Below are 21929 nucleotides of genomic sequence, written 5' to 3' on the forward strand. Positions count from 1 at the left end.
GAATCTAAAAAGGATGGCTCCTGTACAATACAGAAACCATCTCTTAGCTGCTTAATCTCTTTTTTTAGTTTGTCCTTGACTTGGGTACCACATTATATTCTTGTATCCTTTTTTTAATCGTTGACAATAAGCTTTTCCCCCTGTAGCCACAAACTGGACATGAAACAATCCGTTCGTTCATGACACCTGTTTTAAATGCGAAGGCAAAACTTAATTTTGATAATTTAAAGCGGTTCTGCAAATCTGACAATAAAATGAGTTGTTTTCGTATAACTACCGGCATACTTATAAATAAAAATCAAAGCTTAAGTCCAAAAATTACTTGATTCATTTTTTGATTCTCTCTTTCATAGGAATATATTTTATGTAAGCAAGACCATGCTCTACTAATTCTCTTTCAAGTCAGGGCTCATTAAATACGTACTTCTTGCCATTAAAATATTTTTTTTACATATAATTCGTAAACGATACTGCTATATCTGTTCATATTTTTTTATTCATTATAAATTTCTCATAAAACAGACATTGAAAAAATGTGGTGTTTAACCAAATTTATTGATGGAGGGATAGTGAATGCACCTACAAAAAAAATCATCATGGTTACTTGCATTATTAACTCTAGTAGCGGTTATTTCAGTGTATTATTTGATGGATTCAACAAAACAATCAAAAGAGGAGATTACCTTGACAGAAGATGCAGATCAAAAAGCAACAATACAACATGTGACCAAGGAAGTATCTTCTCCGAGCCCTTTATTTGAAGAAACGCGCATACAAGTTAGTAACGAAAGAAACCAACTTCGGCAAAAGTTAACACAAAAAATCACGTCAGATGAGTATTTTGCTGAAGAAAAAAATAATGCCTCTATTGAAATTGATACTCTCCTTAAAGAAGAATCTACAGAAGCAATACTAGAAACGCAAATTAAATCATTAGGCTTTGCCGATGCTTTAGTTCGAATAGAAGGAGAAGACGTTTCCGTAACAGTGATAGCAAAGGAACTATCAAAATTTCAAGCAAATGAAATTATCTATCTGGTAAAAAAAGAATACGAAGATGCAAATGTACAAGTTAAATTCGGTGCAAACAATTATTAAATTATAGAGATAATTTACGTTCTACTAAATTTTCAATGCAGCCACGCCTTTGCTAAAATCATTTAAAGACATAAATCTGGATCAAAATTACTTGAGTACCACCCTTTCTATCCGATAAACCTTTAGTTATCAATGGTTTGTCGGATTATTTTTACCATATTATATTTTTCTTTGCCTCCTAGTCATGATTATTCGCTGAACATGGTGGCATGAAGGTGGAAAAAAGCATTAAGACTACCTTACGGAGTAGTCTTTTTTTGTATTATTTAACTAACCCCCTATTAGTTTTAGTACATTTTTTTACAATTCTCTACGATATAACTTCCAATAAAACTATCTAGAATTCTTTAATAAATGTATTTAGTATAAGCACTAAAATCCCTAATACAACACAAATATTTACAATAACTATACCAATTTTATTATCATCTTTATCTTCCTTATGCTGTTGTTTTGTCTTTCTATATAAACCTTGAACCTTTTTTTGCATTTGAATTTTATCTTTTTTATTTTGGCTCAATCATTTCTCCTCCATTTCGATCACTAATTTTCTAAATCCAAACAAATGTATTCCTTAGAAAGAAAAATAACTTGGTGTTCATGATTAATTGCGTTTCAGAAAATAACTTGTTTGTGGATAAATAAAACTGCTCGATTGTTATAATAATACATCATATAACATTTATTTGGATGACTTTTTCCAATTATCATTCCAGTTGCCCATTTCTTTATCTCCGAACAATGTATCCTCTTACACGCAACAGCTTTATTAACATCTATGGAAGGTTTATCTTAAACAAAAAAGCCAATCTTCCTTTTAAAGAAAATCAGCTATAACTAATTCCAATTGTATGGTTAATATATTGTTAATTTTTTTTCAGGTACCCATGATTTTGTTCAAATTCTTCTCTTGTCATTCCATAACAAACGCCATCATAATAAGCACCTTTTGTGAAAATGATTTTTCTTAGTTGCCCTTCTTTCATGAAACCTAATTTTTCATGTAGGCGCATGGATGGTTCATTGAATGAGTAAACTGTTGTATTTACTTTTTGATATGCGCGTTCTGAAAAGAAGAAGCGAAGAACCATTAGAATCATTTCTTTTGCATACCCTTTACCTCTATAAGGCTCAAATACAGCTAAATAGTAATCAAAGATACCATTTTTCAAATCACAATCAAATGTTTCAATCATCCCAACAATATTATTGTCTTTATCTACTGCAATAAAACGGAATTCATCATCTTCTTCAGATAATTGTTCTTCTACCCATTCTGTCATTTTATCAGCTGAGCGAGGAAAATGAATCGAATCCATATTTCGTAGAATTTCATCATCTAAAAATTCAAATATAACGATATCTTCTGGTTGTATCGCTCGTAGTGTAAGATTTTGTCCTGTCCAATAACTAACTGTCATTTTTCATCCTCCAGCGCATTCAAAAATAGCAATAATAATAAAAATTGGTTATATACCCCAATATTATTCAGAACGTTTTAAGTATAGTAAAGTTTCTGTTAAATTTATCTTTTTTTGCTATTTCTTAATAATTGGTCAAATTAAGTACACAAAAGATTATTCCCCTCTCTACCATTCCAGCCAGTTCTCTAAATTACCTGATCTTTTATTATTTAATTGTGGAAGGTTATCGCATTCATTCAACCAATTATAGAGAGGTACTGGACGTTCTTTACGCGGTTTGTCCTCCACAGATGAAGATTTATTCTATTTATTACTTAATCGCTCTACAGAGAAACAATACGTAAGGCATTAGAAATTACAAGCTTTAACGATATTTTGAAATGGGACTAACAGATAACTAATAACAGTTATCTGTTTTTATATGTACTTTTGTTACCAAGTTTCCTAAAATGGAAATATAGAGGAAGGAATTATATAATAAAATAATTATTCTACTTAGGAGTTATGTCTGCGCTATTACTTACTGCTTGTGCTGGAGAAAAAGCTGAAAAAGAGGATAAAACTAAAGAACAAATAACTAAACAAAAAGAGTATTTTATCAAAAACTCTACCAGCCATCGAAGAGTGACTAAATCGTATGATCAATTATGGAATAAATATTGGAAACCAACATTCGAAGCAATATCAAACGGTAGTAATGATGTATACACAGCTTACGATAATATGAAAGCCTTGAAAGAAGGATATAAAGAGTTAAGTCTTAAGAATTCTGTGCCAGTTGAAGAATTAAGTAAGAAGCAGAAAAAAGATGTTAAAGAAGCTATGAGCCAGTTAAATTATGCAGCTGCTTCAAGACAAATGGCTGCTGAAAAGGCTATGAAAATGTTCAATGATGGCAACTTTCCTCCTTCTCAGATGGATAAGATAAAATCTGATATTACAGCTTCTGATAGTCAAATATTGAAAGGAATTATGGGGATTGCAACACTTAAACAAGAATTAGGCTTAATAGAAGAAGTAAAGAAATAAGTCCACTCAAACGAGTGGCTTTTTAGATAAGGAGAATTAAATGATTAAAATTCACACATTAAAAAACTTACAACAACGTGATGTTTTTGAATTCATGCGCGGTGATTATAAACATGAACATTGGCATGAATCTTCAATTTTTTTAACAGAAGAAGCATTTGCTTTTTTACATCTACATATATATGAAGTTTTACCGAATTTCAATTACTTTGGCCCAAATTCAGTTAACCTCGAACAATGGAATAAAATCGCTTTCATTGCATGTACTTTAAATAATTCAATGGACATCGATTTCATCCGGTTTTTTAACAAAATAGATGATTGGGTACAAGAAAATTTCAAAGAACACACTTGTTTCTCGATTTGTGGTCCATAGCAATTTCATAAATTTTTTAAATATTTAAAAAGACCAGGTACTCACATTTTATGAGCGCCTGGTCAATTGTTTATATGGCTTAAAAGTAATCCTTCTACCTGTTTTTTTAATGATTGATTAGCATAACGTAATACTTGGTCCTCTCCAGGTGTAGTAATTGTTAAATCACTAAAATGCTCATCGATCTTTCCCACATAACAATTTTAATTTTATCCTTGGCTAACTCTCTTTTGATGTTAAATTACTTGTTTATAACCTATATAAACGTTGGTATATCAACGTTACTTCGTATCATCCATCTTCAGAACAGCCATGAATGCTTCCTATAGAAATGCTATATTCAGCTGTATCTATTCGTATTTATGTATAACCGACAATCCTTTGATATATAAGGGTTTGTCGGATGTTTTTCACGATTCAAAAGAGTAATGAATTATCAATGGCTAAATTAAGTCATGGATTAACTATAAATCAAGTTCAATTGTTAGCATATGCAATTTTCAGTACCCAAATAGATGGGAAAACGGAATTTCATAAAGCTGATTTTGAAAAGAAATTTGAACTAGAAAAGTATCATACTGCACGTGCTAAAGAGGATTCTGCTAAATTATCTCGATTACAAGTAACAACAGAGAATTTAGATAAGGATTCTTTTAGCTACTGGAATGTTTTTTTAGGAATGGAGTATGAACGAGGTTTATTTAAATTTGAATGGAGTCCTAAATTTTTACCTCATATTTTAAACTTGAAAGAAAAATATATTACTAATGATTTGACTATTACCTCTAAATTTAAAAGCTCATTTACATGGACTTTATATGATTATATGAAAGGGCATTATGGTTATTGGCATAAAGAAATAAGTAAAGTTGATTTGTTGAAATTGTTCAGTGTAGAAGGTGTTTCTTCCTACAAAGATTCAGCACAATTTAAACGTGGTGTTCTTGATGTAGCGATTAGAGAAATTAATCAATATACGGAACTAGTGGCCTGGTATGTAGAGAAGAAGAAGGGGCGTGCGATTGTCGGTTTCGATTTGCATTGGTCAGTCGCAAGTAAACAAGAGACAGCTGCTACGGAAAATCAGTTGAAAGAAATTACAACGATTATTGATGCAGTTGAAGCTGATATGTGGAACTATCTTGAGGCACTGGGTGAAATGGATATTGAGAAACTGCACCTGATGAACATCATTCAAAAGGTTTTAAAATGTCGTATAGAAGTGACAACGACATTAACCAGTACAAAGGCTAATGAAATTTTACAACGCTTAAAAGGGCATCTACGCAGCTTACAAAGCCAATTAGATGATGCACGTCGCAAGAAGGATATTACCAGCAAACCAAACTATGTGCCATTTTATAACTGGCTTGATGAACATGAATGAATAACTAAAAAAAGGTGGATTTACAACGCTAAGAAATATACATGATTTTATACATACTGAACGGTAAGCCATAAGCGTGTAAATATTGATGTATCAAGTGTTTGCGCTTCCTGTATAAAAAGCTGTATAAAGAATGTTCATAGGAAAAGCCACGAAACGTTGATTTAACAACATTCGTGGCTTTTTGGTGTGTTTCCAAACTTACATTTGGGAACGTTTATTAGGTTTATTTTGTATACTTTATAAATCCTTGTTGCACTAAAAAACCTTGTTAGTAAAAAGCAGAGTTAAAATTTTCTTTTTAATAAATTTATTAAGTAGTACATGAGTGAAATCAAAAATGATAGAAGTATAACAATTATTGTACCGAATGTATAGACCGCTGTTTCTGCATAATCACCGCCATCAAACACATTAGTAAATATAAAAAAGAAAATTACACTAACCATTAATGTTAAGAAAAAAATACTAATATACTTTGACATATTATCCTCCTTTACAAATCCAATAAATCCCCCGTTTGTTGAAGTATAACCTTCCCAAAGCGTGGTTTGGGGACTATTTGAAATCCTTGTTGCACTAAAGCACCCCGTTAGTTTAAGTGTAACTCTTCACAATTACTTGATATTATATAGGTAAGTAGAAATATAAATTAGAATTTAGTTTATAATTATAAAAATAAGTTTTTTATACTCTTATAATTCTTCAAAAAGGAGAGTTTATGAAAAAGACTATTGTTTTTGTATTAACGATACTTATATTATTCTCAGGATTCGCAACACAAAGTTATGCGTTGTCAGATTCGAAATCTGTGGCAATACAAGCGTTGCTAGATGATGCCTCTCGTACATCAGGTGTGCCTGGAATGTCAATCTCAATACTTGCTAATGATGAAGTGTTCTACTTTTCTTCTGGGTATGCAGATCTTGAAAAGGGGTTGTCTGCAAGTGAAAATACACTCTATGAGTTGGCCTCGGTGAGTAAAGCTTTTACTGGTATGGGGATTCTGCTATTGGAAGAGCAAGGGCTGCTATCAATGACTGACCCTATCCAAAAATATTTACCTTGGTTTACGTTAAAGTATCAAGGTAAACCTGTTGATATGCAAAGCCTTACACTAAATAACTTCCTTCACCATACCAGCGGCCTAACAAATATTAGACATACTCAAAATATTCCACAAGGCAATACGCCTGATATGTTGCAAAAGACTGTGGAAACGCTGGTAGATGCTGAATTGGCGTTCTCTCCCGGTGAACAATATAACTATGGAACCGTTAATTATGACGTATTGGGTTTGGTTATTGAGATTGTATCACGACAAAGCTATGAAGACTTTATGAGGGAACAGGTATTTCTACCCTTAGGTCTTCACCAGACGTATGTTTATAAAGAAGATGCTCAAGCCACTGGACAGTTAGCGCAGGGCTACCGTTCTTCCTTTTTCATAACAACTCCATTTAACGCTCCGGATTATGCTGGGAATAAACCTGCCGGCTATATCATTTCTAATACAAAAGATATGGCGCGTTGGATGGGCATACAGATGGGTATCGTGCAGGACATACCCGAAATATTTCACAGGGTTATCGAAAAATCACATAGGGGTGATATGTCTGTTTCGGCTGTCAACGATATGTATTATGCGGCAGGTTGGTCGGTAAACGCCGAACAAACGTTTATAGAACACACTGGGGGTAATCCGAATTTTAGAACCGAAGTAGCCATACTGCCAAATGAACGAACAGCCATCTGCTTACTGAGCAACGGCGCAAATACCAATATAAACCTGGTACTAAAAGTTAAAAATATATTAAACGGCAATCTAACTCAGTCATATGAGATAAGCGGCACACAGCTTTTGGACATCATTTTGTCGTCTACCACAATTATTCTTTGCCTATTGGCCGTTCTGTTATTTCTCTTAGGGTTAAGAAAAAGGAAAACGAATGAGCAGCAGCCAATGACAAAAACGAGAACAATCGTAACAATTATTTTCCTAATCGCTACGATTGCCCAGTGTATAATGTTTTTTGCCTTCGATTGGTCAACGATACTTATTTGGCAAACATATAGTGTTCTTACAGCTTTGATTTCGTCAACATTATTAACAGCAAGCATTACTTGGTATATACTCACCGATAAGATGCCTCGCTCCGAAAATAAGTATAATGTTAAGTAATTAAATTCCAATTTATCAATATTCTTAATTTAAAAAACATAAGACACCTCGGTGTCTTCTTTAATGTCATCGACACTTCTCCTAGTTAAACCCACTTGCTATTTCTTCAACTAACCTGCATCGTTAGTTGAAGAAAAAACGCACCCAAAGCGTCCTTTGGTAACATTTCATTGAGATTCTACTTATATGTTACCGCCATTCAGAACAAGTGGATCGAACAGTCTTCTTTAAAAATTTTTTTCGCAGCGTCTCAGAGTGTTATTTTCTATAAAAAACAGCGACAAACACCGATTTAACAGTGTTTGTCGCTGTTTGAAATGTTACCAAGATTTGATTTGGGAACGTTATTTAGTTTTAAATAAATATTTATACATCAATTAAATTTGTTTTCTATATTTTATTATTGCTTTTCTAATATCCTTTTTGAATGCTCCAATTCCATATTATATATTTTGTAAAATTCCTCCCTCTTCATTTCTTCTAGAGGGGTTGAATAATACTGCCAAACGCCTCTTGACGTGCCCATCACACGCTGGCCGCCAATATTCAGTTCATATTCTTCTCCATAACCTGTCGTATAAGCAGTTGTAATAGTTCCGTGATTGCTATTAAAACCTTCGACCTCATCCAAATCAGACAAAATATCGACGAGTGTAAAGTTTATTGGATATGTCGGTTGCTCTTCTTTTGCTTTTTGCAGCTCTTTTTCTGCTTGTTTGTACAAGGCTTTTCGGTCTGGTGAAACATCAGAAATATATTGTGTAGATAAATAGTCTTTCATTCGCTCTATACGATCAGATTGTTCATAGTTATTTGAATGCCTCATCATGGCTTCACGCTGTGCTACGCTTTTGATTTGTTCGAGCATCTCTTCATTTGATAACGTTCGCCCGCCTTTTGTAGGAATCCTACTCCAATCTGGTGCGGGAATGGAACTAAATGCTGAATAACTCCTTACTAAAGGACTTTTTACTTCCTTCATCGAATAGCCCCACAAATCCCCTTTACCTGAAGAACGAATAATTTCGTCTGTTTTAGTAGTTGGCGATGCTGTATTTTTTGTCGTATTTCTCTGATGCGTATTTTCAAAAAAATTACTTTGTGTTTGTCCAATTTTCCCTATCATTTTCTAACCACCTTTTTTATCTTTGTGATTTTATCGACAAAAAAGGAATATATTTGAATTTCAAATGGTTACCAAAGCGCCGTTTAAGAAGGTGATTTTATGGGAATGGCAAAAAAAATTAAAATGCTTATGGTCGAAAAAGACATAACACTTTCTGATCTCGCTGAAAAAATCGGTACTTCTCAACCTAACCTTTCAAATAAGATGAAACGGGATAATTTCAATGAGAAAGAATTGAATCAAATTGCAGAAGTGTTAGAAGTGAAATACGAAGCAAATTTTGTATTAGAAGATGGTAAAAAAATTTAGAAAGATACCTAATATATTGGTTGTCTGTTTTTTTCTATGTACTTTTTCCTCCTAATTTCCTAGAATGGTAATATAAAGGGAGGATTTATAAATGAAGAAAAAATTAATTTTTAGTGCAGCATTGGTATTAAGTTTAGGATTGGCTGGTTGTGGAGCAGATTCATCAAAGGAAGATAAACCTAAAGAGGAAACAAAAACAGCTGCATCCGCTGAATCAAGCAAAAAATCTGATAGTAAAGCTGATAGTGGTCAAGAAACTACTGAGTCGGAACTTGGAAAATTAACAGTTTTGTATAAGGACAAAGAACTTAATACCCCTGTCAACAACGGACCAGTAAAAGCTACACTTGATAAAATTCAATTATCCACACTTGAACCAAGTGAGTCTTACAAAGATACATTTGATGGTAAAGACAAAGTAACTATCGTCACTATTGAAGCATCGACTGAAAATACTGTTGACGAAACAATAAATTACTACTTAGATCAAGCTAAACTTGTGACAGATACTGGTCAACAAGTAGATGCAAATTTATGGTTTAGTGATGATGTCGGTGGTGAATTTTTAGGGAAAGTTAAGAAAAACGGTAATATTATTTGGGTTCTTAAGCATGATGAGAATATAAAAAAGGTTACCCTTCATATCAGTGGTGCTTCTAACGAAAAAATAGATCGCGTTGGCGAAGATTTAAAAATAGAAATCCCATTAGATAAAAAATAAGTCACTCAAATTGAACTGCACCCCAAAAGTTAGACCAAAAATCTAACGATTGGGGTGTATTTATTTTGGCAAAGTACGATTATGAGTTTAAAAAGAAAGTTGTTGAAGCTTATTTTCTAGGTGAAGGTGGTTATAGACATTTAGCCTTTCAATTTGGAAATTTCAGGTCATGGAGTGGTTAGGAGATGGGTTAAACAGGTGACTGCATTAGGATTTGATTCTCTTAGGAAACGTGAAAGACATGCAGGTTACACTATTCAATTCAAACTAGATGTCATAAACTATTATGTAAATAGAGGGAATCTATCCGAGATGTAGCTCATAAATTCAATCTTCCAAATGATTCGATGGTTTCTTCTTGGGCTTCTGCATATAGAAAGCATGGTATAGATGGAATTTCTCCAAAATCGAAAGGACGTCTATCATTGTCAATCAAACCGAAGAAAGCTAAGGAAGAAAAGAAATTAACTCGTGAACAGGAATTAGAACGTGAAAACGAAATATTACGTGCGGAGCTTGCGTTCATAAAAAAGCTCCAAGCTTTAGGGGTGCCAGTCCCGGATCGTCTCAAGAACGAGATGCCAGAATCATCCACGAACTCCGAGCGGAATTCAAATTAAATATTCTTCTTGAAGCGACGAAATTTCCTAGAGCGACTTATATGTATTGGCAAAAACGATTTGATAGAGAAAATCCAGATGAAGAAATTGAGCGTGTTATTAGTGAAATTTTTGAAGAGAACCATGGTAATTACGGTTATCGCAGAATAGCTGCTGAATTGCGTAACCGTGGAATCGTTGTGAATCATAAAAAAATTCAGCGTATTAAGCGGAAACTTGGTCTACAAAGCGTGAAGTTTACGAGAAATTCTCGCAAATATAGTACATACAAAGGCACTGTTGGAAGCGTTGAGAAAAACCGTATTCACCGCCGTTTCTATACATCTATCCCACATCAAAAATTGACAACGGATACCTCTTTTCGTGACTGGAAAAGATGGAAAAGTAACCATTAAGAAGGTTTATTTATACGCATTTCTAGATATGTTTAACGGAGAAATAATTTCCTATCGTCTATCTGAACGACCAAACGCACAAGCAATTCATGATGCTCAACTAGAGGCAATTAAACGAACATCAGATTGCCCTTATCGTCGAACCTTTCACTCAGATCAGGGATGGGCATATAAGATGAAACAATACAGCAATCTACTGAAGAACAATAAAATATTCCAAAGCATGTCTCGAAAAGGAAACTGCCTAGACAATTCACCAATGGAAAACTACTTTGGTCTACTAAAACAAGAAATGTATCATGGAATTATCTATACTAGCTTTGAAGAAATAAAACAGGCGATTGATAAGTATATCTACTACTACAATCACAAGCGAATAAAAAGTAAACTTGGATGTAGTCCAGTCACCTATCGTGAAAGATTGGCTGCATAAAAGAAAAACCAGAATGGGGAAATCCATTCTGGTTAAAGTCTAACTTTTGGGGTTCACTACAATTTGGTGGGGAGCCCCCACCATTTAGCCCTTATGTTAATCACCTTAATACGTCACAAACCCTTATCACTACTGAGTTACTTCGAATCATCCATCTTCAGAACAGCCATGAATGCTTCTTGCGGAACCTCGACTGAACCTACTTGTTTCATACGTTTTTTACCTTCTTTTTGTTTATCAAGAAGTTTTCGTTTACGGGAAATATCCCCACCGTAACATTTCGCTAATACGTTTTTACGCATGGCTTTAATTGTTGAACGTGCCACAATTTTTTGACCAACTGCTGCTTGAATTGGCACTTCAAATTGTTGACGTGGGATTAATTCTTTCAATTTCTCTACGATGACTTTACCACGCTCGTACGCAAAGTCACGGTGTACGATAAAGCTTAGTGCATCGACTTGCTCACCATTTAATAAGATATCCATCTTCACTAGTTTTGAAGTCTGGTAACCAATGAGTTCGTAGTCAAATGATGCATAGCCCTTCGTATTTGACTTTAAATAATCAAAGAAATCATAAACGATTTCTGATAACGGCATTTCATAAACAATGCTGACACGTGTCGTATCAATATAATCCATCGTCATAAAATTACCGCGCTTTAATTGACAAAGCTCCATTACAGCTCCTACATAATCGTTTGGTACCATAATTGTAGCTTTTACATACGGTTCTTCCACACGATCAATTTTTTGAGGATCCGGCATAAATGATGGGTTGTCAACCTTAACTGTAGATCCATCCGTCATTTGAACATTGTAAATTACAGAAGGTGCTGTTGTAATTAAATCAATGTTAAATTCGCGCTCGATACGCTCTTGAATAATTTCCATATGTAGAAGCCCTAAGAATCCACAACGGAAACCGAAACCAAGAGCCTGTGATGTCTCTGGTTCATATTGTAGTGCAGAGTCATTGAGCTCTAGCTTTTCTAACGCTTCACGTAAGTCATTATATTTTGCTGTATCGATTGGGTATAGTCCACAATAAACCATTGGATTTAAACGGCGATAACCTGCTAATGCCTCAGCCGCAGGGCGATTAGCAAATGTAACTGTATCCCCCACACGAGTATCACCTACATTTTTAATAGATGCTGTTAAATAGCCTACGTCACCTACTGTTAGTTCAGCCTGTGGTACAACTTTTGGTGTGTGTACCCCTACTTCGATAACTTCAAATTCCGCTCCAGTAGCCATCATACGAATTTTATCGCCTGGTTTTACTGTACCATTGACAATTCGAATAGAAATAATAACACCTTTATATGCATCATAAATAGAGTCAAAAATAAGGGCTTGTAGTGGTGCTTCTGGATCACCAGTTGGTGCAGGTACCTTCTCTACAATTTGCTCTAAAATATCTTCAATACCGATACCAGCCTTGGCAGAAGCTAGTACCGCTTCAGAAGCATCTAACCCGATTACATCTTCAACTTCTTGACGTACGCGTTCTGGGTCGGCAGCTGGTAGATCGATTTTATTGATAACTGGTAAAATTTCTAGGTCGTTATCAAGCGCTAAGTATACATTTGCTAGTGTTTGTGCTTCAATGCCTTGTGCTGCATCGACAACTAAAATTGCGCCCTCACATGCAGCTAAACTACGTGATACTTCGTATGTGAAATCGACGTGTCCTGGTGTGTCGATTAAATGGAATGTATACACTTCGCCATCTTTCGCTTCATACTTTAATTGAACTGCATTTAATTTAATCGTAATGCCTCGCTCACGCTCTAAATCCATTGAGTCGAGGAGCTGTGCTTTCATTTCACGGGAAGTTAATGATTTCGTTTGCTCTAAAATACGGTCAGCAAGCGTAGACTTCCCGTGGTCAATATGTGCAATAATTGAGAAATTTCGTATATTCTCTTGTCTTTTTAAACGTGCTTCTCGGTTCATCTTTTCCACTCCTAATTAAACTATAATGAATTATACTATGAACCTTATATAAACCACAACATTAGAACGGCATAAATGCTGTTAAATCAATGGTTATTCTCAATAGTGTGCCGTTTCCTCTGCGAATCAATGCGAAAAACGAGAAGGAGTTCCTTTCCTATACCCTTAACAAATAAAATAGCCAACTACACCAATAGCATGGTGTACGATGGCTATTTTATTACTAAATTATATATTTATTGATTGTTGAATTAGGTTCGTTAATGTATTAACCCCGCTTTGTACTAAATGTACGCCGTCTGGAGCAAAAAATTCTGGATGGTTGATAGCAACTGAATGCCAGTCAATCAATGTAATATTATCATGCTCTTGAGCTTTTTGTTGTAATGAATAATTTACTTTACTTTCCCAAGAACGCGGTACCCGAGTATTCACTAAATAAATATTGGCATTGGAGAAAGCTTCAAGTAGTGCGTCAATCTGATCGTTCGAGAAGAAACCATTTGTGCCAAGTTGAATAATAACTGCTTTATCTGGTTGATTAAAACTAGCATAATTTGGTGCCAGCTTGACAGCTTGTGATACTTGGCGACCAATTTTTGCATCAATTGTAATATTAGGATAGATATTATGTAAGCTTGTAGCAATATCTATCATTAAAGAATCTCCAATAGCTAATACGTTATTGGATTCATCTTTAGAAATAGCAGTTGTATCATTTTCTCCCTGCTTAGGCTCTTCTTTGTCTGGTTGAGGGCTAGTTTCAGCTTCTGCATTCTCAACATTCGATGAATCGGTTTCTGATGTTTCTTTTTTCGTTACGACATCATCTTGCTTAGCAGCTGATTCTGCACCATTAATTTTAACTTCTGTTATCAGGGACTCTTTTGATTCAGTTTGTTCTTTTCCTACGACACCTGTCATTCCAGTCAAAAATACTAAAAGGAATAGAGGAATGAGCACCGTTGAAATTTTTCTAGTTACCGAAAAGCTTCCCCATTTATTTTTATTAAATTTAACATACTGTCGATAATAAGAGCGGAATCCTTCCTTGCGTATAGGCATTTCGATAAAACGATACGATAATTCAGCAATAATCAAAATAAGAACTAGCTGTAAAGCAACTCGCCAGTACGCAGGATTACCTATTTCGTGGACAGGCGTACCTAATACCATAATCGGATAATGCCATAGATAGATTCCATACGATCTTGAACCAATCCAACGTAGAGGCTTCAAAGAAAGGATTTTTCCTAAAATGCTAATTGGATGACAAACACACGCTATTAATATAGCTGCATTTAAACAAAATAGGAACATGCCTCCTCTATATAAGAAAGTTTGATATTCATCTACAAAAATAATACTTAAAATAAAAATACTAAAAGCAACCAAACTTATAGCATTTAGTTTATTGACATTGTCAGTAGATAGTTTTTGTGAAGATAGTCTTTTCATCGGCCAAACGAGAGCCAGCCAACAGCCTATAAGTAATTCAAAGGAACGCGTATCTGTACCGTAATATACACGACTCGGATCAGCTCCTGGCTCATACATTATGCCCATTAATGTAGCTGAACATAATGCACCGATAAAGATGAAGATGGCTAATTTACTCTGTTTTTTAACAATATAAAGCCCTAGCATTAACAGAATTGGCCAAATAAGATAAAATTGTTCCTCAATGGCTAAAGACCATAAATTCTTTAAAGGTGAAGGGGATCCAAAACTATCAAAATAAGAGAGTTTATGAAAAATGAACCACCAATTACTTGAATAAAAAATAGAGGCTATTGCATCTCCACGCAATGTATTAAGAAGTTCCTTATGAAATAAGGTAGCCCAAGCGAATGAAGTAATAATCATTACGAACGCAGCAGGTAGGAGGCGTCGAAATCGACCGATCCAAAATTTCCCTAAACTTACTGTTAACTGATTTCCTTTTAAAGGTAAAATAGTAGAGGTTATTAAGTAACCTGATAAAACAAAAAAGATATCAACTCCTAGGAACCCACCTTTGGCCCATCCGAAGTTAAAATGATAAGCTATAACAGCTAATACTGCTAAAGCTCGAATCCCATCTAATCCAGGGATATAACGATGATTGACTACCTTGCCTGACATAATATTCCTTCCTCTTCTTCTAATAATCCATCAAAATTTTCGATATTTTTTATAGTGTAAATAGTATAAAGCCAAATATCGTCCCCTTTTAATTAATGATTCAGTGCATTCACTTATATAAATGACGGATGAGTATTTATAAAAGTTTAGATAAAATGATATCTTAGAAAATTTTTTTATTTTTTCACATCATATGTATAGTTGTCCTTCATCCTTTAGAAATAAAGGTTATTCTTTATTTTAGCCATCAAAAAAGCATCTCCAAAATGGTAGATGCTTTAAAAGCGTTTCTCGCCTATTACATATGCCACTACAAAACTATTACAACTCATAGTCAAATCTTTATGTGCCGCCTCGAAAATTATAAGACAAGAAATGAATAAATAAAAGGGCTTAACAATTATTTTTTCTAAATATAATTCCTGGTATTTCCGCTAAAAAACCATCCAATTTCCATAATTTCTTCTAAGTGCAACGTCTCAGCAAAAAATTGGCAAAAAGGAGACTTTAAAAAGAGTCCCGTTTTTTGCCAATTTCAATATTTAAAATATAGTAATCTACATTATTTAATCTTGTTTTTCTGTAATGAAGGATTTTGCTATGGCTTTTCCTATTACAGCAATTGTACGATTCAATTCTGCTTCTGTATTGTCAATTCCACCCAGTTCAATTAGTATCATTTCTTTTGTTAAATCTTGATTATAACGTCCATCAACATTGTCACCACTTTTTGAGATAACACCCCTAGAAATCTTCGGAACAATTTCATTCATAGCAGCAGATAGACTTTCTGCATAAGCAGTATTCCATCTATAATTCTTATGCTCTGCACCTATGACAATTGCAATCCGTGCATATGATTCGTTGTTATGTGTTAACGTTGTCGCATCTCTTTTGGCAGAATCACGATGCAAATCAATAACTAAATCATAGGATTGCTCTTGTAAACGTTTTGCTAAATAAGGACGTACAAAGTTGTAAGACTCCGGAAAACTTTTCCCTTTAAGTTTTAGTTCCTTCATAACATCAACACCTAAAACGTCCGTTTGTATACCGTTCATGCTAAAATGCTTAGAAATAGTATCTTTTAAATTATAAATATTTGTTTTTTCATCATAATAGGCCGCTTTCCCGCTAACAGCTTTCACCATTGGTTGATATGATTCATATGAATGCGTAAATAATAACAATACTTTAAATGGATCTTTTGTTTGCTCTTTTGTTTGCTCTTTTGTTTGTTCTTTTGTTTGTTCTTTTGTTTGCTCTTTTGTTTCCTCTTTTGTCTGCTCAAGTGCACTTTGTCCATCTAAATTAGTAGCGGCAAACACGACTTGTTTATCCTCTGGTTCTTTAATCGGAGTCGATGCTTGCTTGTTGAACGGAAGTTGCCCAGCAATGACAGGTAATACGAAGAAGAACAATAATAAACCAAATGACCACTGTAGTTTTTTTAGCAAAGTCACACCCTCCTCCCCTTATCGTATGGAGGGGATGTGCCTTTTAGAACGAAAAAAATTATAGGTTATTTGCCCACTTCATAAGCATAGATGACACAAGTTTTGCATACTTATCTATCCAATAATCGGCTTCCTTTGGCGTGACCATCAGCTGTGTATGCGAGCCTGCGAAAGTCTCTGCAAACAATTGCTGACGCTCTTCTTTAGACCACGTAGCCCACTCACCAAAAATCGGCTTCACTAAAGACATATCTAGTTCTTTATTTGTATCTGGTTGCCAAGACGACAATGACAATTTTGATGAAGGTTTACTCCGCTCTGCCACTCGCGCAGCTATAGAACGTAGCATTAGCTCTACAGCATCTGCAATTAATACAGGCGCATCAACTACTGTTGGGATACCAATTGCGGTAACAGGGATGCCAAGCATCTCATATGAAATTTCCTTACGTTGATTTCCTACGCCAGAACCAGGGTGTATCCCTGTATCCGTTAATTGAATAGTTTTACATAAGCGATCACTAGCTCTTGTTGCAAGTGCGTCTACAACAATAATTAATTTGGGCTTTAGACGATCTGCCAACGCCGCTACAAATTCACCAGTTTCATAACCTGTTTGTCCCGTTACACCAGGCGCATACATGACAAATTTTTCATCAATTACATCCAGACTATGCAAATGATCGATAAGATATGGTCCTATAGCATCTGGTGTAATTGTACGATTACCTAGACCAATAATTAAAATTTTGTCATCTTCTTTCCATGACATGGATTCATGCATTTTTTTAAAATTCACAAGCAATTCTTTCTCAAGCTGCTCAAATCCATCCTGATCATCAAGCGTCAAAGTAGGTACAGACAGTGTAATGTACTGCCCTTTCTTCTTTCCAATTTGCTTCTCACCTTCTGCATTAACGAGCACATCAGTGATTTTTACCCGACCAGCACTAATATCTTCAATTTGAATACCACTCGACTCTTCAAGCGTTTCTTTTTGCTCTTTCGTTTGATGCAAAACAACCTCTTCAGACTCATCAATTAAATCCGTACGTTGCCAATTTAAATTTTGCATACAGTTCACCTCAACTGTAGTTTGTTCAAACTGTCAAGTAAATATTCTTTGCATTTATCTATTGCAATTTGGCCTAGCGTTTGTTAAAATGATTTTTGTTGTATTGACACAAGAAATCAATGAGAAGATATCATCTCGTACCTAATTTAGGAGGTGAAAGATATGCCAAACATTAAATCTGCGATTAAACGCGTAAAAGTTAACGAAAAAGCTAACGCTGCTAACTCTCAAGCTAAATCTGCAATGCGTACTACAGTGAAAAAAGCTGAAAACGCTGTTGCTGCTAAAGCTGAAAACGCACAAGAACTTTTACAAGCAGCTTACAAATCTTTAGATAAAGCAGCTTCAAAAGGACTTATCCACAAAAACGCGGCGGCTCGTAAAAAGTCTCGCCTTTCTAAAAAAGCGTAATTGTTATAAAGGATCAGTATACTCTATTAAGAGTAGCTGATCTTTTTAATTTATTAGAAATCAATTATCTCTGTTGCAATGCGCTATCACTTCGTTTTCCCCATTGCATTTACTATAAAGAGCTGCCCCTATTGCTTCGGACAGCTCATCAATAAATATTTTCTTACTAAACAATCGCTTTATCCTTAAAGTTGACGTAGCAAAAAGAGTTCTAAATAACGCTCACGATTGCCTCCAGTTGATTTCAGTTGTAAATCGACCTCTGCTAACTGATATAAAGCCTTCAATAAGCTTTCCTCTGATGGACGATTACGTTGCTCTACCATCAACTTGACACGATAAGGATGTATTTTTAAATTTTTTGCAATTTGCTGTGGATGATAGCCCTTTTTTAATAAATAAAATACATTGGACATCGTACGTACATTTGATGCAAGTAATCCAACAAGCATGATAGGCTCTTGCTTTTGACGTAGTAAATCGTGATAAATAGACAATGCCCCTACAGAATCGTTCGCAAAGTAAGCATTTAACATTTTAAAGGCATCCTGCTCTAACGTTTTTGCCACTAAATCCTCGACCAACGTAGTAGTAATTTCACCACCATCTCCTATATAAAGAGTTAGCTTCTCTATTTCCATTTGCAACTGTAGCATATTCGGTCCAACCATTGCGACAAGCTGCTCAATCGCATTTTGTGTTATGCTGTTGCCCTCTGTTTTGACTTTACTTTGTATCCACACAGCTAAGTCCTGCTCCTTTGGTGTTTCAGCTTGGACTAATAACGCATGCTCCTTCATCATCTTTGTCACTTTTTTACGTTCATCCAATTTCTCATAAGGTGCGATAAAAACTGTTAATGAAAAATCGGAAGGGTTAGCAAGCCATGATTCTAAGCGCTTTATATCATGGTCAATTTTTTCTTTTCCCTTTTCGGTTGCCTTTAAAAAGGATGCATTTTTAGCAATGATAAGCTTTCGTTCAGAGAAAAAAGGAATTGTATCTGCTTCATCTATAACGACATCCACTGGCATTTCTTCCAAATCAAATGTTGACATCTCTATCTCTTCTTCTGGCCCTATCGCTTCTTTTAACCGTTTAACTGTTTCGTCTATAAAATAGCTTTCCTCACCAACGAGTAAATAAACCGGTGAGAGCTCTCCTTTTTTGATATTATTCCAAACCGTTGAAATCATAATTTTCCCTCCATGTAGCAATACTACTAGTATACATGATTTATATTCCTTTGTGACTTTGACCGAATTGTGTCGATTCTTTGCCATATGGTAAATTCTCCGTTTCGATATAGCTTTTATGAAAACGATGTCTTATAATAAATAAGAATTGGAGGGATAACAATGAATCCATTTGAAGGAAAAAACATACAATGTCGCCGTAACGACGCAACTGATTCAGGAGTTGGCTTCGGTGTATCATTCGGAATGTTTTCACTTATGTTTATTATCGCAATTATAGTAGAAGTAGCATCTAGATAATTATGTACGAGAAAAAGACCTTGCTCATTGGACAAGGTCTTTTTCCTTTTGCACAGACCAACTATCTTCACTAATTCTTACTTCGATCGTCCCATCTACTCCTGTTGTTAATATAGTTAAATTTCGACTTGTAAAACGCTCCACAACCTCATCATGCGGATGACGATAGCGATTATTGAGCCCAGCGCTGAAAATGGTTAATTCAGGCCGTAACAGCTCCACAAACGGCTCAATACTTGATGTTTTACTGCCATGGTGCCCAGCCTTCAACAATGTCATATCCGCTAATTGCTTGTTGTAAAGTTTTATAAGCTCCTGTTCACCATGCTCCTCTAAGTCACCTGTTAGCAATGCTCGAAATGAACCCTGATGCATATATAAAACAATTGAATCATCATTCCCCTCGTAAAGGGTGTCACGGGGCCATAAATAGTGAAAATTAGTTTTTCCTATGCGCCACGCTGTTCCCTGCATTTTTTCTTTCACAGGAACTTTTCGCTTTTTGGCTTTTATCAGTAAATCCCGCATCACAGGCTTATCCATTGAACCTGGAGTGAGATGAATTTCACGCATGTCAATCTCTTGCAATATCTCTTCAGCTCCCTCTACGTGATCGGCATCCGCATGAGTGGCGATAAAAATATCAATGTCCCGTATCCCTTTACCTTTCAAAAAAGGTACAACAACCTGTCTTCCAACCTCATAGGGGCTTTCTGAAGTCTTCCATACTTCCTGTTCAAAGCGTAGTAAGCCGCCTGAATCAATAACATACACAGCCCTTCTAAACGGTAATTCAATAACTGTACAATCTCCCTGACCAACGTTTAAAAATGTAAGCTTTGTTTCCTTAAACATCATCGGCGATAAATGAATACACAATGCAGGAATGAAAATCACAACTGCAAACCTACTATAATGCTTTATCTCGATAAAATAGAAGCCTGCTAATACACTTATCAAAGCCACGCAAATAAGCCATATAGCGGGCTTCCCTGGCGACCACAGCTGAAACGGTAATTCCTGAAGATATAAAATAAACTTTGTAAGCCACATACGGAGCGGCTCATACCCAATAAACAAAGCTTTAGCTACTGGCATCGATATAATCGTTATGATAAACATAGCAATATTTAAGGGCAAAATAACAAAGGAAAACAGTGGTACGAAAATAATATTTGCCAAAAATGATGAAATAGAAATTTCATAAAAATGATGGAGTAATAATGGATAAACAAGAAGCTGGCACACAAATGTAATGAGAAATGAACGGATTAACCAGTTCGTGGATAGTCTTAAAATGACGCCAGAATAGACAAGACTAACCGTTGCTAAATATGACAATTGAAAACCAATCTGATAAATGACACCTGGTTCTAGTAGGACAAAGCAAAGAAAGCTAATTGCTAGGGCATCATCAATCGATATTTGCGACCAAGCGTAACGCATCAGCATGATTAATTCTACGACAGATACCGCACGCCATACAGACGGAGCACCGCCAGCTAGCACTCCATAGACAGGTAAGATGATGAGTAAAACTATAGTCGCCATTTCCTTCCGTACGCCTATACGTAGAAGACCTTCAAAAAACAACCATGAGACAAGTGCCACATGCAGACCAGAGATAGCAAATAGATGTGTGATGCCAAGCTTTTGATAGGCTCTTTGAAGCTCATGATCAACTTGATCCTGTGATCCTATTAGAAGTGCTTGTGCTTCTGCAACTAGTGACTCCGGGAATGTTGTTTCAATATGTTTTTTCATAGAGTGTCTCTGTTTAGCAAGAAAAGAACGAATAGATTTTTTCTCTTCTATAAAGGTCCAGCTTGAAACTACAAATATTCCTCTTGCACCTTTACTGATCAAATATTTTTCCATAGAAAACGCATACACATGTGCAGGTGGAAGAGGTGCTATAAGTTCTCCATGAACTAGATAGGTCCTACCAGTCAATGAAGTAGTTTCATAAAGGCTTTTCTCTTGTTCTGATGAAAATGTATAGACGACATACAACTTCTCACCCGTTTCAGTTTTGACAAAGCCTCTAAGCTTTTGACCATTTATTTTATATTCACTCGACCAAGTTATTTGGAATGTTGACGGTAGAGGGGGAGATTCCGTCAATTGAAATGTAACGATGAAGAAATAGGAAAGAAATCCACTGACGATAACAAGCGCTGAAATTAAACGGGTTTCACCTTTCAATTTAAGCCATAACGCGAAAAGCAGAAGAATAGCGAGTAGCCAAGCTGACTTGTGTGCCGCTATTGAAGCAACAAGTACAGCTAGTGCTACGTATATC

At 35.3% G+C, this 21929-nt stretch carries 18 protein-coding genes and 1 pseudogene; 10 read left to right on the top strand and 9 right to left on the bottom strand.

Annotated elements, in window-relative coordinates:
* Window positions 1–573 precede the first annotated feature (573 nt).
* Complete coding sequence (locus ACQKMV_RS22380) at window positions 574–1098, top strand: SpoIIIAH-like family protein (RefSeq protein WP_427506580.1); 525 nt, start codon at window positions 574–576, stop codon at window positions 1096–1098.
* A gap of 337 nt (window positions 1099–1435) precedes the next feature.
* Here the strand turns inward: ACQKMV_RS22380 and ACQKMV_RS22385 are convergent, their stop codons facing one another.
* A complete protein-coding gene (locus tag ACQKMV_RS22385; RefSeq protein WP_427506582.1) occupies window positions 1436–1618 on the bottom strand; it encodes a hypothetical protein in 183 nt (60 codons plus the stop codon).
* 346 nt (window positions 1619–1964) lie between these two features.
* A complete protein-coding gene (locus ACQKMV_RS22390) occupies window positions 1965–2519 on the bottom strand; it encodes a GNAT family N-acetyltransferase (protein ID WP_427506584.1) in 555 nt (184 codons plus the stop codon).
* A 507-nt stretch (window positions 2520–3026) separates the two neighbouring features.
* On the opposite strand from ACQKMV_RS22390, the gene ACQKMV_RS22395 reads away from it, so the two are divergent.
* The 4 genes from ACQKMV_RS22395 (at window position 3027) to ACQKMV_RS22410 (ending at window position 7496) form a co-directional block, all read left to right on the top strand.
* The gene (locus ACQKMV_RS22395) at window positions 3027–3551 is read left to right on the top strand and encodes a hypothetical protein (RefSeq protein ID WP_427506585.1); all 525 of its coding nucleotides are present in this window, start codon (window positions 3027–3029) and stop codon (window positions 3549–3551) included.
* A gap of 40 nt (window positions 3552–3591) precedes the next feature.
* Window positions 3592–3927 carry a hypothetical protein gene (locus ACQKMV_RS22400; protein WP_427506587.1) on the top strand — a complete coding sequence of 112 codons (336 nt, stop codon included), beginning with the start codon at window positions 3592–3594 and terminating at the stop codon, window positions 3925–3927.
* Between the two features lie 403 nt (window positions 3928–4330).
* Window positions 4331–5314, top strand: coding sequence for a replication initiation protein (locus ACQKMV_RS22405; protein ID WP_427506589.1), 984 nt, complete (start codon window positions 4331–4333; stop codon window positions 5312–5314).
* Between the two features lie 721 nt (window positions 5315–6035).
* The gene (locus ACQKMV_RS22410; RefSeq protein WP_427506590.1) at window positions 6036–7496 is read left to right on the top strand and encodes a serine hydrolase domain-containing protein; all 1461 of its coding nucleotides are present in this window, start codon (window positions 6036–6038) and stop codon (window positions 7494–7496) included.
* Between the two features lie 400 nt (window positions 7497–7896).
* Here the strand turns inward: ACQKMV_RS22410 and ACQKMV_RS22415 are convergent, their stop codons facing one another.
* Window positions 7897–8622 carry a hypothetical protein gene (locus tag ACQKMV_RS22415; RefSeq protein WP_427506592.1) on the bottom strand — a complete coding sequence of 242 codons (726 nt, stop codon included), beginning with the start codon at window positions 8620–8622 and terminating at the stop codon, window positions 7897–7899.
* 99 nt (window positions 8623–8721) lie between these two features.
* Here ACQKMV_RS22415 and ACQKMV_RS22420 point away from each other — a divergent pair, with 99 nt between their 5' ends.
* The 3 genes and pseudogenes from ACQKMV_RS22420 (at window position 8722) to ACQKMV_RS22430 (ending at window position 11100) form a co-directional block, all read left to right on the top strand.
* The gene (locus ACQKMV_RS22420) at window positions 8722–8931 is read left to right on the top strand and encodes a helix-turn-helix domain-containing protein (protein ID WP_427506593.1); all 210 of its coding nucleotides are present in this window, start codon (window positions 8722–8724) and stop codon (window positions 8929–8931) included.
* Window positions 8932–9022: 91 nt separating this feature from the next.
* Window positions 9023–9652 (top strand): hypothetical protein, encoded by a 630-nt coding sequence (locus tag ACQKMV_RS22425; protein ID WP_427506595.1) that lies wholly within the window; start codon window positions 9023–9025, stop codon window positions 9650–9652.
* A gap of 65 nt (window positions 9653–9717) precedes the next feature.
* Window positions 9718–11100: pseudogene (locus ACQKMV_RS22430) on the top strand (IS3 family transposase).
* A 137-nt stretch (window positions 11101–11237) separates the two neighbouring features.
* On the opposite strand, the gene lepA reads toward ACQKMV_RS22430, so the two are convergent.
* The 4 genes from lepA to gpr all read right to left on the bottom strand — a co-directional run bounded on the left by lepA (window position 11238) and on the right by gpr (window position 17720).
* Window positions 11238–13064: a translation elongation factor 4 gene (lepA, locus tag ACQKMV_RS22435; protein ID WP_427506597.1), complete on the bottom strand. Its 1827-nt coding sequence runs from the start codon at window positions 13062–13064 to the stop codon at window positions 11238–11240.
* Window positions 13065–13292: 228 nt separating this feature from the next.
* Complete coding sequence (locus ACQKMV_RS22440; protein ID WP_427506598.1) at window positions 13293–15188, bottom strand: acyltransferase family protein; 1896 nt, start codon at window positions 15186–15188, stop codon at window positions 13293–13295.
* A 566-nt stretch (window positions 15189–15754) separates the two neighbouring features.
* A complete protein-coding gene (spoIIP, locus tag ACQKMV_RS22445) occupies window positions 15755–16651 on the bottom strand; it encodes a stage II sporulation protein P (RefSeq protein ID WP_427506599.1) in 897 nt (298 codons plus the stop codon).
* Between the two features lie 52 nt (window positions 16652–16703).
* A complete protein-coding gene (gpr, locus tag ACQKMV_RS22450) occupies window positions 16704–17720 on the bottom strand; it encodes a GPR endopeptidase (RefSeq protein WP_427506601.1) in 1017 nt (338 codons plus the stop codon).
* A 162-nt stretch (window positions 17721–17882) separates the two neighbouring features.
* On the opposite strand from gpr, the gene rpsT reads away from it, so the two are divergent.
* The gene (rpsT, locus tag ACQKMV_RS22455; protein WP_427423285.1) at window positions 17883–18131 is read left to right on the top strand and encodes a 30S ribosomal protein S20; all 249 of its coding nucleotides are present in this window, start codon (window positions 17883–17885) and stop codon (window positions 18129–18131) included.
* Between the two features lie 185 nt (window positions 18132–18316).
* Here rpsT and holA read toward each other — a convergent pair whose 3' ends face one another.
* Window positions 18317–19327, bottom strand: a complete 1011-nt coding sequence (holA, locus tag ACQKMV_RS22460; RefSeq protein ID WP_427506622.1) for a DNA polymerase III subunit delta — start codon at window positions 19325–19327, stop codon at window positions 18317–18319.
* A 162-nt stretch (window positions 19328–19489) separates the two neighbouring features.
* Here holA and ACQKMV_RS22465 point away from each other — a divergent pair, with 162 nt between their 5' ends.
* Window positions 19490–19627 carry a YqzM family protein gene (locus ACQKMV_RS22465; protein ID WP_427423286.1) on the top strand — a complete coding sequence of 46 codons (138 nt, stop codon included), beginning with the start codon at window positions 19490–19492 and terminating at the stop codon, window positions 19625–19627.
* Window positions 19628–19651: 24 nt separating this feature from the next.
* Here ACQKMV_RS22465 and ACQKMV_RS22470 read toward each other — a convergent pair whose 3' ends face one another.
* Window positions 19652–21832 (bottom strand): DNA internalization-related competence protein ComEC/Rec2, encoded by a 2181-nt coding sequence (locus ACQKMV_RS22470; protein WP_427506603.1) that lies wholly within the window; start codon window positions 21830–21832, stop codon window positions 19652–19654.
* Between the last annotated feature and the right edge of the window lie 97 nt (window positions 21833–21929).

It is taken from the genome of Lysinibacillus sp. NPDC094403, from assembly GCF_050278745.1.
Classification (GTDB): Bacteria; Bacillota; Bacilli; order Bacillales_A; family Planococcaceae; genus Lysinibacillus.

Bases quoted from the DNA above. Each gene is read 5' to 3' on its own strand.
- ACQKMV_RS22420 (WP_427506593.1), top strand. From the start codon at position 8,722: ATGGGAATGGCAAAAAAAATTAAAATGCTTATGGTCGAAAAAGACATA.
- rpsT (WP_427423285.1), top strand. From the start codon at position 17,883: ATGCCAAACATTAAATCTGCGATTAAACGCGTAAAAGTTAACGAAAAA.
- ACQKMV_RS22440 (WP_427506598.1), bottom strand. From the start codon at position 15,188: ATGTCAGGCAAGGTAGTCAATCATCGTTATATCCCTGGATTAGATGGG.
- ACQKMV_RS22400 (WP_427506587.1), top strand. From the start codon at position 3,592: ATGATTAAAATTCACACATTAAAAAACTTACAACAACGTGATGTTTTT.
- ACQKMV_RS22410 (WP_427506590.1), top strand. From the start codon at position 6,036: ATGAAAAAGACTATTGTTTTTGTATTAACGATACTTATATTATTCTCA.
- holA (WP_427506622.1), bottom strand. From the start codon at position 19,327: ATGATTTCAACGGTTTGGAATAATATCAAAAAAGGAGAGCTCTCACCG.
- ACQKMV_RS22390 (WP_427506584.1), bottom strand. From the start codon at position 2,519: ATGACAGTTAGTTATTGGACAGGACAAAATCTTACACTACGAGCGATA.
- ACQKMV_RS22405 (WP_427506589.1), top strand. From the start codon at position 4,331: ATGTTTTTCACGATTCAAAAGAGTAATGAATTATCAATGGCTAAATTA.
- ACQKMV_RS22425 (WP_427506595.1), top strand. From the start codon at position 9,023: ATGAAGAAAAAATTAATTTTTAGTGCAGCATTGGTATTAAGTTTAGGA.
- gpr (WP_427506601.1), bottom strand. From the start codon at position 17,720: ATGCAAAATTTAAATTGGCAACGTACGGATTTAATTGATGAGTCTGAA.
- ACQKMV_RS22380 (WP_427506580.1), top strand. From the start codon at position 574: ATGCACCTACAAAAAAAATCATCATGGTTACTTGCATTATTAACTCTA.
- ACQKMV_RS22465 (WP_427423286.1), top strand. From the start codon at position 19,490: ATGAATCCATTTGAAGGAAAAAACATACAATGTCGCCGTAACGACGCA.
- ACQKMV_RS22395 (WP_427506585.1), top strand. From the start codon at position 3,027: ATGTCTGCGCTATTACTTACTGCTTGTGCTGGAGAAAAAGCTGAAAAA.
- lepA (WP_427506597.1), bottom strand. From the start codon at position 13,064: ATGAACCGAGAAGCACGTTTAAAAAGACAAGAGAATATACGAAATTTC.
- ACQKMV_RS22415 (WP_427506592.1), bottom strand. From the start codon at position 8,622: ATGATAGGGAAAATTGGACAAACACAAAGTAATTTTTTTGAAAATACG.